8 protein-coding genes and 1 tRNA gene are annotated in these 15309 nt (G+C 49.4%); 6 read left to right on the forward strand and 3 right to left on the reverse strand.

What is annotated here, in order from left to right; translation table 11 throughout:
* The first annotated feature begins 73 nt into the window (after positions 1-73).
* Positions 74-1234, forward strand: a complete 1161-nt coding sequence (locus tag Pan54_RS12855; RefSeq protein WP_242631307.1) for a tRNA dihydrouridine synthase — start codon at positions 74-76, stop codon at positions 1232-1234.
* A gap of 56 nt (positions 1235-1290) precedes the next feature.
* On the opposite strand, the gene Pan54_RS12860 is transcribed toward Pan54_RS12855, so the two are convergent.
* Positions 1291-1668 carry a hypothetical protein gene (locus Pan54_RS12860; RefSeq protein WP_146503866.1) on the reverse strand — a complete coding sequence of 126 codons (378 nt, stop codon included), beginning with the start codon at positions 1666-1668 and terminating at the stop codon, positions 1291-1293.
* Between the two features lie 266 nt (positions 1669-1934).
* On the opposite strand from Pan54_RS12860, the gene Pan54_RS12865 reads away from it, so the two are divergent.
* The 5 genes from Pan54_RS12865 to Pan54_RS25870 all read left to right on the forward strand — a co-directional run bounded on the left by Pan54_RS12865 (position 1935) and on the right by Pan54_RS25870 (position 10600).
* A complete protein-coding gene (locus Pan54_RS12865; RefSeq protein WP_146503867.1) occupies positions 1935-3236 on the forward strand; it encodes an HD-GYP domain-containing protein in 1302 nt (433 codons plus the stop codon).
* 206 nt (positions 3237-3442) lie between these two features.
* A tRNA-Val gene (locus Pan54_RS12870) sits at positions 3443-3516 on the forward strand.
* A gap of 466 nt (positions 3517-3982) precedes the next feature.
* The gene (locus Pan54_RS12875) at positions 3983-6919 is read left to right on the forward strand and encodes a PVC-type heme-binding CxxCH protein (protein WP_146503868.1); all 2937 of its coding nucleotides are present in this window, start codon (positions 3983-3985) and stop codon (positions 6917-6919) included.
* Between the two features lie 62 nt (positions 6920-6981).
* Positions 6982-8409, forward strand: a complete 1428-nt coding sequence (locus Pan54_RS12880; RefSeq protein ID WP_207310134.1) for a N,N-dimethylformamidase beta subunit family domain-containing protein — start codon at positions 6982-6984, stop codon at positions 8407-8409.
* 544 nt (positions 8410-8953) lie between these two features.
* Positions 8954-10600 (forward strand): alpha/beta hydrolase, encoded by a 1647-nt coding sequence (locus Pan54_RS25870; RefSeq protein WP_165441760.1) that lies wholly within the window; start codon positions 8954-8956, stop codon positions 10598-10600.
* A gap of 30 nt (positions 10601-10630) precedes the next feature.
* Here the strand turns inward: Pan54_RS25870 and Pan54_RS12890 are convergent, their stop codons facing one another.
* Together Pan54_RS12890 and Pan54_RS12895 are read right to left on the reverse strand one after the other, a co-directional pair.
* Positions 10631-12055, reverse strand: coding sequence for a DUF1501 domain-containing protein (locus Pan54_RS12890; RefSeq protein WP_146503869.1), 1425 nt, complete (start codon positions 12053-12055; stop codon positions 10631-10633).
* Complete coding sequence (locus tag Pan54_RS12895) at positions 12056-15094, reverse strand: DUF1553 domain-containing protein (RefSeq protein ID WP_165441761.1); 3039 nt, start codon at positions 15092-15094, stop codon at positions 12056-12058.
* Positions 15095-15309 lie beyond the last annotated feature (215 nt).

Consider the following 15309-nt stretch of genomic DNA (forward strand, 5'->3'; position numbering starts at 1 on the left):
AACTCACTGGCTTGTGCTTCGTTCTTGAAACATTATCAATTCGGGTGGCAGATCCCAAAACGCGATAACAGCCGTGGCTAAGACACAGGCCTATGCACTTGGCAATACTCAGCGACAGCCATCCGCCAAGTCCACTCCAGACTTAAAGTTGTATATGTCCTCAAATCCCTCAAATCTCGATTGCATCGAAGAGACTTCCAATCGCATCCGTATTGGTAATCGACTTCTTGATAGCCGCTATTTTCTGGCACCTCTGGCTGGTTACACACACCTTCCGTTGCGTACCGCTCTTCGCGAGTTGGGCGGAGTCGGACTGGCGACGACCGATCTGGTTCTGGTTCCCCAATTAATCGCCAACAGTAATAAATCGAAGGCTCTCATTCGCACGAACGACTTCGACCAACCTCTTTCGGTGCAGATTTTTGGAGGCAATACCGACGAATTGATTCAAGCCTCCCAAAAACTGGAAACGGAAGGATATGGCGGAATCGATATCAACATGGGCTGCCCAATGGGAAAGATCAACAGTAGTGGAGGTGGTGCCCGATTGATGCGCGACTGCGAAAATGCCACGCGGATTGTCTCCTCTGTTGTGAACGCGGTCTCTATTCCCGTCACTGTAAAAATGAGACTCGGCTGGGATGCCGATCACATTTCAGCTCCCATGCTGGCCGCTCAGTTTGAGCAGTTGGGCGTCGCCGCGATCACCATTCATGGTCGTACCCGACAACAGGGATTTCATGGTGATGTCGATCTGGTTGGTATTCGACAAGTTGTCGAAGCGGTCAATCATATCCCGATTATCGGCAATGGAGATGTCCGCAACGTGAACGATGCTCTTGATATGCGACGCATTACCGGTTGTGATGCCGTTGCGATTGGTCGTGGAGCGATGCTCGACCCCTGGATTTTTCGCAAGCTCAAAGAGATGTCGAACGGGAAGCCAATCAACGAACCGACACCAGCCGAACAAATCGCATTTCTTGTCCGGCATTTCGAATTGATGGTCGCCGCTCATGAAGAGTATGCGTGCGTTCTTTTTCGCAAATTTGCAGCCTGGTACGGTTCCCGTCTCGGCATCCCTGAAGACCTCGAAGACCGACTCCGCACTCTCGAATCAACCGCAATGTTCGACACGCTCATTCAGGAAATCGAACAACGTCACGGCGAACGCGAATCCTCAGTCCCCACCGCTCTGGTCAAAGTTCCTAATGGCCCGAATGCAAATTGGTAATGATAAAGGTCAGGCATTTTCTGACGAAATCGTGCTCTCAGATTATGACTTCACCATCAGAATCCAGTTTCCGAAAACAGCATGGCTGCCACGAACACGAGGATAAGAGGCTCCAAAAACATCAAGGCATAATACATCATATAGGAGAGCATCTCTTGCCGACTGCGAATGATTTGAGAGGCCTGCTTTCCAAAGATCGTGCGGATCATCCACAGCCCGGGCATGGATTTTTTCGTCAATCGATCCCAGCGGGCAGCAATGATTTTGCGAAGAACGACTGAGCCTGCAAACATGAGAATCGGAATCATCAACTGATCGATCTTCAATCGATTCACCACGAATGCTTTTCCGACAGCGACGAGAAAGAGCAGCAGGCTTCCAATGAAAATCGTTCCGTAAACCGGTCGAGCCTTCTCAGGTAATTCCACTCTCATTTTCTTCCGGACGACTCCATTGAAATTTTATCTTGATGAATAATTATGTCATCTACTGAATATCAACGCTCATTACGGCCAATCTATCCTCGTCAAACTGCATATTCGCTGCAATCCGCATTTTGAACACAGTAAACTTCGACAGTTCCTGCAATCGGTCGACCTTCCGAACATTGCTCAAGCTAAGTTCAAATACATAGAAACATACTGCATACAGTACTCTATCAACACTGACTCAATCCTCTTCCTGCGAATACTGAGAGTCCATGGCTACGACGGTAATTCCAATTCGAGAGCTTCGCGCTGGGGCGATATTACCTGCTGCCATTTATGATGCTGATAACAGCACGGTAATGTTACTCAATTGCGGACTGACGCTGACAACAGAAAATCTCAGCCGACTGCAATCCCGTGGCATCAAAGCAATCTCCATTGATAGCCGATATGTGGGGAGCATCTGGAATAACGAGAACAAAGGCTCAACTGGTGTCAAACTACAAAAACACCATCTCGCAGAACAACGTCAACAAAATGAAGCTCAGAAGCTACCGCTATCAAATCGTATCACCAAACCTGCAGAACTCGAATACAATCCCACTCTCATTAAACAAATGATGGTCAACAGCAGGCAACATGCCCAAAATGTTCAATCGTTTTATGATGAAGTGAGAAACAGTTCCCGAACCCGTATCGAACCTATTCAGGGCATCTCCAACGAATCGATTGAAATGCTGCTCAGCGATATCGATCTGTTCGTAAAAACAGCCATTCAAACGGAAGATCAAGCCAACTCCTGCCAGCATACCTATCGTGTCGCAAAACTGACAATGTCCATTGCTGCAATATTGGGCCATTCAGAAGAAGACATCACTCAGGCAGGAATCGGTTGTATGATTGCTCGAATCGGCATTACTCCCGAACTCCAGCGGCTAATGAATCTTAACCGAGAGCTTTCCACTCTCGAACGACTCGAAATTAAAAAATACCCTGGCTTAACCTGGCATGCCCTGGAAAAAATCAGTGATCTCTCAAATACTGCCCGACAGGTCGCCTGGCAAATCAATGAACGCTGGAATGGAACTGGCTACCCGCGTGGACGAATCGGAAGACAAATTCATCCCCTGGCAAGAATTGCTGCCGTGGCTGATGTCTATATCGCCCTGACTTCCATGCGACCCTATCGCTCCGCGATGACACCCTACCAGGCAATCAAAATGCTACTCACTGATACGCAGAACACTTTGTTCGATCCAGATGCATTCCGTGGACTGCTGAAAACAACTTCTCTGTTTCCAATTGGCTCACTCGTAGAATTGAGCAATGGTTTCGTTGCCGAAGTCCTGCGAAACAATCCTGAGAGTTACGATATGCCAGTCGTTAAAGCCTTACTCGACTCGCGCTGCAATCCGGTCAGCAATCGATTGATCAATCTTGCTGAGGAATCACACCTCAAAATTTCCGATTCTCTCAGTCAACTCGAACTCGATCGCCGCATCCAGAGAAATACCACCCAGAATTTATCACTCGATATTGAAATGGACTGGGCCGACCATCTCGCTGGCAAATAACGTAAGTCATTAATGCCTTTGACGTTACCGAAATCATCCCTATCCCTGCGAACTGATGAACTTTTTCAGCAATCGATAAACTGGTTGAGATGTCCTTCTGAAAATCTCAAGCCCATCACAATGTTGTCCTGCAGGATTGACACTTACGATTAACCTTCCATAATAAGCGAACCACAGATCCAATATCGGGTCTAACTGAAAATATCGGGCGATTAGCTCAGTTGGTTAGAGCGCTTCGTTTACACCGAAGATGTCGGGGGTTCGAGTCCCTCATCGCCCAATGACGTACACTAAAAAACGCCTGAAATATTACATTTCAGGCGTTTTTCTATTTTTCGTTTACACCACTTCTACGCAATACTGCACAATTCCTGCATCTTCCACACACGATTTCGGGGCGGAAACATTGGATAATTCGTCGTGATGTGAGTCAAGGTCCTGCCTGTAATATTCATACATCACTTTGAGACAGTTCCCGAAAATTGCGAAACATGCATAAGTTCTCTTCTCTTCCAGATTCTATTCCGATTGAAAATAGAGAGTCACTGCGGGTTGCTTAGCGCTTCGCCACTGTCGAAAGAATCTCATTCGCAATTACGCCACCCGAGTGACATTGATCTTGCGTACAGTTCATTTTTTTCTCGCCTGCTATCAGTTCGGAACGGTTGATCTGGAAAAACGATTCGAGTTTCGTCATTGTGAAGGACTGCTTGCCGCCTGCAACACCATAACGAGAAGCGAATCTAATGATGCGATTTGAATGTTTGCGTTGGAGTGATGAAATCCACCATTGGTCCTGGATCGCTTTGGTATTTTGCATGATGCTGACTTGCACGATTCCACAGGTTAGAGCCGATCCACTTGATGAGATCGAAGTCGCTGAGGGGTTTGAGATCAGTCTGGTGGCGGCTGAACCGCTGGTGCAGGATCCTGTTGATTTCGACTGGGGGCCGGACGGAAAATTGTGGGTTGTGGAGATGGCCGACTACCCGCATGGGCTGGACGGGAAGGGTTCGGCTGGTGGTCGAATTCGCGTGCTTGAAGATCGAGATCAGAATGGCAGTTATGAAACTTCGACTCTATTTGCCGATCAACTGCAGACACCGAACGGTATTCTCCGTTGGCGTGATGGCGTACTGGTAACAGCTTGTCCCGATATCCTGTATCTGGAAGACACCGATGGAGATCTGAAGGCTGATGTTATTGAAAAGCTCTATTCGGGATTTTCCGAAGGCAATGAGCAGCACCGCGTCAATGGTTTGCGATGGGGACTCGATAATTGGATTTATCTGGCGAACGGCGATAGTGGTGGGCAGATTCTGTCTCATAAAACGAAAGAAACACTCAATCTGGCTGGGTTTGATTTACGCATTCGGCCGGAGACTGGTCAGATGGAACTGGTCGCCGGGCGGACGCAGTATGGACGTAATCGCGATGACTGGGGCAACTGGTTCGGGTGTAATAATCCGAATCCAATTTTTCATTTTGTCCTCGACGAACGATCGCTGAGTCGGAATCCTCACTTGAGCCCGCCGCCGGTTCGCCGGGATATTCGCATCGGCGATTCACGCGTTTATCCAATTGGGCCGATCATCAGCCACTGTGATACGAAGTACCGACCAGTTGGAGCGATCCCTCGGTTTACTTCGGCATGTGGGACGATGGTCTATCGTGATGATCTGTTCGGCTCCGACTATAAGAATGTGACCTTCACCAGCGAACCGGTTTACAACATTGTGCACGCCCGACGACTCACGCCCGACGGAGCCACATTTCAAAGTCACAAATTGCACGAGGGAGAGGTGGAATTCTTTCGATCCAAAAATCCGTGGTCGCGACCAGCGGGATTGCATGTCGGCCCCGATGGTGCGTTGTATGTTGCTGATATGATACGGGAAGTGATTGAGCATCCTGAATGGATTGATGATGAGCTGGAAAAGACATTGAATGTTCGCTCGGGAGAAGAACTGGGGCGGATTTATCGAATTGCTCCCGTGAAAACGGCCCGCCGAATTTTCAAGCCGCTCAACGATCTTGATACCAAGTCACTTGTCGCTGCTCTCGATTCATCGAGCGGCTGGCAGCGGGATCAAGTGCAGCGGATGTTGATTCAGCGAAACGACGCTTCAGCGACTCAACTGCTGCATGAGTTATTGCAGAATTGCGATCGCCCCCAAACACGCTTGCAGGCTTTGTGCACTCTGGATGGAATGGGGCTGCTCAGTTTGAAAGTAACACTCGGAGCCGTCACGGACTCACATCCCGGTGTGAGACGTCACGCGATTCGCTGTCTCAATCAATTCATGCCCGGTGCAGCTGATGAACCGACTGTGAGTCGGACATTAGCGGACCGAACAACAGATGAGCCTCAGGTTCAACTGCAATTGGCATATCTGCTCGGAGAATGCGATGCAGCATGGGCGGGAGAGTGTCTGGCGGCTTTGCTCAAACAGGTCAAAGCGGATCCGTATCTTGTTGCTGGAGTGCTCAGTAGCGTTCACGAGGAAAATATTGCAGGACTGTTCGCCAACACTCGCAGGCAAAGTTCAGATCCTCAGTTGATTGGTCAACTCGCCGCAATGTCTGTGAAATTTGGAGAGGTAAATGCCGTTTCGGGGTGGCTTGGAGAATTATCCTCAAATGATTCAACATGGTTAACGCTCCGGCAGTGGTTCGATCAACTCGGTTCCCAGACAGTCTCTCTCTGGAAAAAGCTTCCAGCAGAAGATGTTGCTCAACTCGAAGCACTGCTCAATCAGGCTCGAACGAGAGTCAATGATGGAAACCGACCAATGCCCGAACGTATCACAGCGATGCAACCGCTTGGGTATCAGCCGGGGCATTATTCGTCTGATGCGGAACTGTTGTCCCTGTTAATCGATCCTCAGTTTGATCCCCGATTACAACTCGCGGCGACCGTCAAGCTACTCGAAATCCCCACCGAGGCCGTCCCTAAACTTGTGCTGAAGGGTTGGCGAGGACACAGTCCAGAGATTCGTGCTACGATCCTCAACGGATTACTCAGTCGTGATGGTTGGATCTCCCCGTTATTGACCGCTATGGAAAATGGCGACATTCGTCCCACATCATTATCCGCAGAGCAGCGACAGCGATTAACGAAGCATCGCAGCCAGGAGATACGTGACCGATCCGAACAGTTACTCGGCCAGGTCGATGCAGATCGTGCTGCCGTGCTGAATCAATACGAACCCACGATCCAACTGGTCGATACAGGGAACAGGAATACCGAGAAGGGTCGCCAGTTGTTCGTCAAGAATTGTTCGAGCTGTCATCAACTCGACAAGACAGGTCAAAACATCGGCCCGGATTTGAGTCGACTGCTCAATCGTTCCGCAGATGCGTTGTTGACTGCAATCATCGATCCCAATCGAGCAGTAGAAGCCAAATATCTGCAATACCAGATTGTCACACGACGTGGGCAAGTGTTGACGGGAATTCTTCAGGAGGAAACAGCATCGAATTTGACTCTTGCCTTGAGCAATGGAAAATCGACCGTTATTCCCCGTAGTGAAATCGAACTAATGAACGGCAGTCAACTCTCGTTGATGCCAGTCGGTCTGGAAAAGGAACTGTCCGTCGATCAACTGGCCGACGTGATTGCTTATGTGATTGATGCGACCTCAAAAGCCTCCGATGATGAGTCTCAAAAGACCAGCGAATAACTTTCCAAGCCATGTCCTCAACTGATGACCAACAAACCGAGTTAACTCCGATTGGAATCACTATGCCTGCCCGAAGATTTGTTGTCACCTTCTGTCTTTTTATTGCACTCAATCTCTCAGCTGTGTTGGCAGAACAAGCCGAGCCACCCGGTTTGTTTGTGGAAGGATACACCAACGAACTGAGCTACACTCCGGGTGAGACTGTTCATTTTCATTGCAGTTCCTCAGCCAGCCAGATGGAGATGACAATTGAACGAGTGGGGGCGAAGCGGACCCAGATGTTTCAGAAAGGTCAGATTCCTGTCGGCTATCATCTGATTCCAGATCGAGCATCATCTCATGGCTGCGACTGGCCGGATACATTTCAATTAACAATTCCCGAAGATTGGTCCACCGGATATTACGAAGTCAAAATGACAGTTCGCGACGGTGGCGGCCAATTCGTGCAACGCAATCGCCGTGAAGCCAGCAGCAGTTTGTTTTTTGTTGTGCGGTCGGCGACACCGGGGAAGCAGTCGAAAATTCTTCTTCAGCTCTCAACCAACACTTACAACGCTTACACCAACTGGGGCGGTCATTCACTGTACTCATATCACGATCGGGATGGCGTGCAGGGGCATCGGGTTTCGTTTGATCGGCCCCTCTCGTCACAGTTCTATAAATGGGAACTACCGTTTGTAACCTGGGCCGAACAGAATGGATTTGCTATCGATTACGCGGTTAATTCGGATCTCGAATTTCATCCCGATATTTTGAAAGACTATCGCCTCGTGCTCAGTGTCGGTCACGATGAATACTGGTCGGCCAAGATGCGGGATCACCTCGAAGCATTCATCGCAGAAGGTGGAAATGTCGCTTTTTTCAGTGGCAACACATGTTGCTGGCAAGTCCGCAGCGAAGACGATGGTCGGGCATTGACCTGCTACAAACAGTGGTACAATATCGATCCCCTGTTCCGCAAAGGCGATCACAAGTTGCTGAGCACATTGTGGAGTCACGAATTGATTGGTCGCCCCGAAAATGAACTGACTGGCGTCTGCTTTCTATATGGTGGTTACCATCTCAGTCATGGTCAATATATGGATGGCTCAGGCAGTTACGAAGTGCATCGTCCAGAGCATTGGTTGTTTGCTGGCACAAATCTCAAACGGGGCGACCGGTTCGGTGGGGAAGCGACAATCGTCGGTTATGAATGTGATGGCTGCGACATGGTGTGGCGGGAAGGACTTCCCTATCCGACTCACAAAGATGGGACGCCAAAAACATTTGAAATCCTGGGAACTTGCCCTGTTCGCTGGCATCCAGATGACAGCTGGTGGTATCCCGAATTCCCCAAAGACCGCGAAGGCTCCGCCACTCTCGGTATCTACACGAATGGCGGAACGGTCATAACGACGGGCTCGACCGATTGGGCCCACGGCCTGACAGGTAAAACGCAGCTCGTGGAACAAATCACCCGTAACGTACTCGAAAAGCTGACTCAGGATTAGCTTGGAACTTCGTCGTCCGACATCCCTTATTGTTCAGGGCTTACTGTCTCGTCTGAATGATTCGATACAACGTAACGTGCTGAATGTACCGTGCGCGATTATTGGACAGTTGGCTAACGATTGAAACAGAAAATGAATAATGATCGGGTGGCACAACATGAGCAAAGCAATCGGCGTGGTCGAGCGCATTTCCCACGCCCATCTCTTCGTTTTGGGACGTGCCACCCAAGAAGTCGCTGACATAATTCGTATCAATCTGTCCACAAATATGAGTTGTCCTATGGAGATCAGGCATTGCCAGACGTAGTACTGACTAATAAGTGCGCACAGTGATATCGAGTTGCCTTACTGCTTCGATTTCGGTTTGAGATCCGCCAATTTATTAACGGAGATTCACAAATTAAGTCGTGACTCGGTCGTAGCAATCGGTTGAAACAGCCGATTTGTTGCCCTGCACTGACGACTGGCATTTGAATCGATATACTTTGATTTGTTCTTCGGTGTTTCATTTCCTCCGAAGGGTTTTCAATAGAAAGTAAAGTCGATGAACAAGTGGATTTTCCGCCGATTCCAGATCGTCTGTTTGCTGATGCTGATCTGCTTTGATGCGATTGCTCCAGCGGACGAGGGTGTTAAAAAGCTGATTCTTCCTGGAGAATCGTTTCTGGTCGATGACCATCCCGCGTTTATCATGTGGCCAGCCAGCGAGAAGCGAAAAGTTCCTCAACCTTGGGTATTCTATGCTCCCACGTTGCCAGCTTATCCTGATAAGCATGAAAAGTGGATGCATGAGCAATTTCTGGAGGCCGGTATCGCGGTCGCCGGGATTGATATCGGGGAGGCATATGGTAGCCCCCGAGCACAGCAGGCATTTACCGCGTTGTATGAAGAACTCGTTGGGAATCGTGGATTTGCTCCGAAACCTTGTTTGCTGGGTCGCAGTCGAGGGGGCTTGTGGGTCAGTAGTTGGGCCGTGAAGAATACGGATAAAGTATCTGGATTGGCAGGTATCTATCCAGTATTTGACTTAAATACTTACCCAGGCCTTAAGCGAGCGGCTCCTGCCTTTGAGATGACAGCTGAAGAACTGGAAAAGCAGCTCGATCTATTCAATCCGATTGCTAAAACCTCTGCACTGGCAGAGGCCGGCATTCCAGTCTGTATTATTCATGGAAATGCAGATACTGTTGTTCCTCTCCATGAAAACTCCGAGACACTTCAAACTCAATACAAACAAGCTGACAAATCAAAACTATGTCAACTGATGGTGCCCCATGGCCAGGGACATAATTTCTGGACAGGATTTTTTCATTGCCAGAATCTCGTGGAGTTCACGATCGAGCGGGCTAAAGCAGGAGCGGGACTGAAAGTAAAGAACTCAAAGCATCAGCAAAGCTCCGCTGATACCGTGATTTATAAAGATCTCGAATACAGCCGAGCAGGCGAGCAGGCTCTTTTGCTGGATCTGTATCGACCTGCGGAGTCTACTGAAGTTGTCCCTGTGATCGTTTGGGTTCACGGCGGGGGCTGGAAAAATGGAAGTAAAAATCGCTGCCCTGCGACCTGGCTTGTCGAACAGGGCTATGCCGTTGTAAGTATTAATTATCGCCTGACGGACCAGGCCCAGTGGCCTGCACAAATTGAGGATTGTCGAGCCGCAGTGCGATGGGTTCGAGAAAATGCAGCAGGTTTTCAACTGGATGGCGACCACATTGCAGCCTGGGGAAGTTCGGCTGGCGGTCATCTGGTCGCTCTGATGGGCACACTTGATGCCCCGAAAAATGAAAAAACATCGAGCAGGGTTCAAGCGGTTTGCGACTGGTTCGGACCAACCGATTTGCTCACCATGCCCCCCAACCTTCCGGAAAACGGGAGGACGCTTGAAGATGTTGCGAATTCCAATGGAGCGAAACTTCTTGGCAAAACAGTCATCGAACATCCCGAACTTGCGAAGCAAGCCAGTGCGTATTATCAGGTCAGTGCCGAGGATTCTCCATTTTTAATTATGCACGGCGACAAAGATTTTAATGTGCCTTTGATTCAAAGTCAGAAGTTTCACGACAAGTTGCAGGAGGCTGGCGTTTCCTCAACACTGATCATTGTTCCCGAAGCAGGACATGGCGGTAAAGAATTTCAGGCCCCGGAGATCCAAGAAGCAATCAAAAGTTTCTTCGACAAACATCTCCATTAATTGTCACTAAAATCATAGTGTCTCTGGATGTCAGGCAAGGACTTCGTGAACGACATCGCCGTGGACGTTGGTCAGGCGGCGTTGGATGCCGTTGTGGTAGAAGGTGAGTTGTTCGTGGTCGATGCCGAACAGGTGTAAAATAGTGGCGTGAAAATCGTGCCAGGGGATTGGGCGTTCGACCGCTTTCCAGCCGACTTCATCGGTATTGCCAAAGGCAAAGCCCGGCTTCAGTCCTGCACCTGCCATCCAGCAGCTGAAGCCGTAGCGGTTGTGGTCGCGTCCAGGACCGACTTTGTCAGCATCGGATTGAGCAAAGGGAGTTCGTCCAAATTCCGTCGTGAACAGGACGAGAGTTTCATCGAGCATGCCTCGCTGTTTCAAATCTTTCAATAATGCGGCAACTGGTTTGTCGATCCGGCCTGCTTCGATCGTATGATTCTCTTTAACATTCTCGTGAGCATCCCAACTGGCGCGCGGACTTCCCGCCACGGGTCCACCCGAAAAAAGCTGGACGAATCTCACGCCCTGTTCAAGCAGCCGTCGTCCCAACAAACACCGACGGCCCATGTCTGCTGTTTGGGTCTCATTTATTCCGTATTCCGATTGCGTCTGTTCCGTTTCCTCTGCAAAACTGCTGACTTCGGGAATGGAGGTCTGCATTCTCGCTGCCAGTTCATAACTTTTCAGGCGAGCATTCAAAGCCGACTGGACTCCAAGTTGATTCACGTGTTGCTCGTTAATGGAATGAATAAACTCACGGGTCGCAGCATCGCTTTGAGAGTTAACTTCACGAGCCGGGAACAGATCGCGGACCGGTTGTGCACCTCCACGAAAGACAACGCCCTGATGATTAGAAGGCAGAAACGAACTACTCCATGTCGAAGCACCTGTATTCGGTGCACCACGTTCATCATTGAGCACAACGTAGGCGGGCAGCGATTCATTTTCGAGTCCCATCCCGTAGGAAATCCAGCTGCCCATCGAGGGGAAACCATTGAATTCAAATCCGCTATTGGCCAGAAAGAGTGCGGGCGTGTGATTGGCCGACTTCGATTCCATCGATCGCAATATCGTCAAATCATCGGCCAGTTCTGCGATGTGAGGAAACATATCGGAAATCATCAAACCGGACTTTCCGCGAGGCTTGAACTCCCAGTCCTGTTGACGCAGCAGCCCCATTTTGCCGAAGAAGAGATCGGGCTGCTCATCGGTTTGCAGAGACTTGCCGTGAAACTTTTTGAGTTCCGATTTGTAGTCGAACGAATCGACATGGCTCATCCCGCCAACAAGGCAAATATGAATCGCTCGCTTGGCTTTCGGTTGTAACTTACTGTCTTTCAAAGCAGCTAAGGTCGATTCTCGACTGAGAAGCGTCGCCAACGCAGTCGCACCAAGGCCATTCATGCCCCAGTTAAAAAACTCACGGCGCGTCTGCAAATTAAAATTATTCACCATTCAGTCAATCCTCACAAATTCATTGAGATTGAACAAACCACGACACAAAGCGGACAGCCCATGGTTATTCACCAATTGCTTTGACAATTCGAGTTCCCTGGAATTCGGCTCTCTGGAAACCGCCAACTGCCAGGCATGTACGACTTGAGCGTCAACGTTTTCGCCGGCTTCACTTTCAACACGCTCCGCGAAATAGTCGGCCATTCTCAAGACAAACACATTGTTCATCAGACTCAACGATTGCAACGGCGTCGTTGTCACTGTGCGGCGGGGAGCAGTCGCAGAGGGATCGGGACAATCGAACGTATCGAGCAGTGCACTTCGTCCGCCACGAGGATTGAATCGATAGATGGTTCGCCGCCAGAATTCTGGACCATCAACATCAATCGGTTCGTAATAAGTTGTCCCACTATTCAATGTGACGGAAACATCCTTAAAACTCGGCCCCCCCTGCTCGGCTGACAACTTTCCAGAGACAGACAAAATCGCATCCCGCAGAATTTCCGCTTCCAACCGTCGAGAATTGCCACGCCACAACAATCGATTACCGGAATCAATCTTTTTGGCCTGCTCCCATTCTGTCAGACTCTTTCCGTAAGTCGCCTGACGATATGTGCTCGAGGTCACAATCAATCGATGTAACCACTTGAGACGATATCCATTCTGCTGAAACTGCAATGCCAGGTATTCGAGCAACTCCGGATGCGAGGGGCGGCCTCCGTTGAATCCGAAGTCATTCGGAGTATCGACGATGCCCGTTCCAAAGTAATAATGCCAGACCCGATTGACAATCACCCGTGCAAACAAAGGATTCGCAGGATTGGTAATCCATGCGGCCAATTTCCGACGTCGCTCAGCTTCCGGGGCATCTGGTGGTAGGTCAAACGAACCCGACAATGCAGGAATTGCTTCCGTCGCTGCTGGCGAAACGACCTCCCCCTCATTGGCAGGGTCTCCACGCAAGTAGACTTTCGTAACTTCACCCTTGCGAGGAGTCAACGTGTAGATTTTCTGGTTGGTAATTTTTAACTGTTGATCGCGTTCATGAGTCAATTCCGCGATTTTAGATTTAAGTTGGATACGACGTTGGCGTTGAACTTCATTCAGCCAGTCAACAATTTGCGTCTCTGAGACATAATCAATAGCCCTGCCCGCGGAGGCAGCAACCTCCTCTGCAGTGAGTGCCCGATTATAAAAAGCGGCGCGATGAATCTTACCTTTCAGATAGCGATTTCCTTCTGGTGGCTTGTGCCTTAATCCGAAGAGGATTTCCGTCTCGTCAGCAGCATACTTCTGAAGCGGCGATTTTCTGATCGGTTGTCCATAAGGCATTCCGTCGCGATATCCAATGATTGTGCCATCTTCCTGATACACAATGGCTATGTGTACTGCTCGATTGTCGGCCTCGGTTTCCTGCGTTCCCCTAAACGATTCCGTTCGAGCAAAATTATTACTGCCCGACATCCAATGGCCAGATTGCTGTTCGCCGAAAACGATCGCATCGAACAGACTGCCATCTCGCTTTTCAATCGACATCGCACCTCCGCCCCGTTGATCGAGACTGGCGAGTTGAACCCAGACTTCCAGAGTTTTCTCAGAAATATTCTGAGAGATCGACTCCGTTTTCACATAACTGCTTCCATCCAGGACCAGTGCTCCCTCTTTGAGCTGAACTTGCCCAACAGCCTCGCCATCGAGAGAGCCAACGGAGTCCAGTAAGTTTCCGTCAAACTCCCAACGAGCATAAGGAGCTGGCGTTTCTGGAATAAAATCGTTGTTCGTTTCACGTTCCTTCAGGATTTCAAGACGTGCTATCTCGTCAATTTGTGATAATTCTGACTTCACAGCCGACAGTTTCTGCTCAATCTCCGCCAGTATTTTTCGTTCGCCTGGAATCGATTCAACACGTTCACCATAACCGAGCCCGGAAATAGCCGAAGCAAACTGATAGTACTCTTTCTGTGTAACGGGATCGAATTTGTGGTCGTGACAACGGGCACAGTTGATCGTAAGTCCTAAAAAAGTCTGACCGACAGTCGCCAGAACTTCTTCAATTTCGTCGTGCCTGGCAAGTAACTTCATCCGCTTGCTGCCACCCACTACCGTGTTATGCACACCCGCAACCCAGAACCCAGTCGAAGCGGCTCCTTCGATATTCCCCTGCTCCAAATCGCCAATTAATTGCCTTCTGACAAATTCATCGTAAGGCATGTCGGCATTCAGAGAGTCGATCACCCAGTCACGATAATGCCAGGCATTCTCCCGCTGAAAGTTTCTTTCAAATCCATCGCTTTCTCCAAAGCGAACGACATCCAGCCAGTGCCGTCCCCAGCGTTCGCCATAGTAGGTGGAATTCAATAATTCCGTAACCATTTGCTGGTACGCTTCCTCAGAAGGATCTGCAATAAAATCGGCCACTTGCTCTGGAGTCGGCGGCAAACCGATCAGGTCGAAATAGAGCCGACGAATCAGAGTTCGAGCATCCGCTTCCGGCGAGGGTGTCAAACTCGACTGCTCCAATCTCTTCATAACAAACGAATCAATCGCACCGTGGATCCACTCCTGTTGATCTACTTCTGGCGGATTCACCTCCCGCAATGGTTGCAACGACCACCAGTCGCGACCAGCTCGTGTTGCAGTCGATTTTCCCAACGGATCGATCACGCCAGCAGGCCACTCCGCTCCCTGCTCAATCCAGACTTTCAGTAAGCGCTTCTCATCATCAGACAGGGGATGCTTCGGCGGCATTTCATCGGCCTGAACGCGTTCCCACAATAAACTGCCTTCAGAATCTCCAGCAAGAATTGCTTTGCCACTCTCTCCACCGGTGAAGGCAAGCTTAGCTTCAGTGAGAGTCAAACCTCCCTCAGGCTCGACAGCATTGTGACATTCCAGACAATGAGAAACAAAGAGAGGAGCGATCTGCTTTTCGAAGTCGATATTCTCTGAAGCGGCAGCATATTCACAAATAGGTGATGACGAGAGAATCCCAAAGCAAAGAGAAATCCAGCCTAGATTTTGGATGATTCGGTTTCTCAATACAAAATCTCCTGAAATCGAAATTCCATCAAACTCAATGAGTAAAGATGGAACCATAAAAGTCGCAGAGCGGATTTATTCCTCCCCCGATGGTAGCATTCGATCACATAAGTTTCCATGCATTTGTCATGCTGATTGTTGAAGTTTGCATACTGCCAATGACTTCTGTGAGTACAAAATCTCGTTGCAAATCTGTAATAATGACATAACATCAA

This window comes from Rubinisphaera italica (assembly GCF_007859715.1).
GTDB lineage: Bacteria > Planctomycetota > Planctomycetia > Planctomycetales > Planctomycetaceae > Rubinisphaera > Rubinisphaera italica.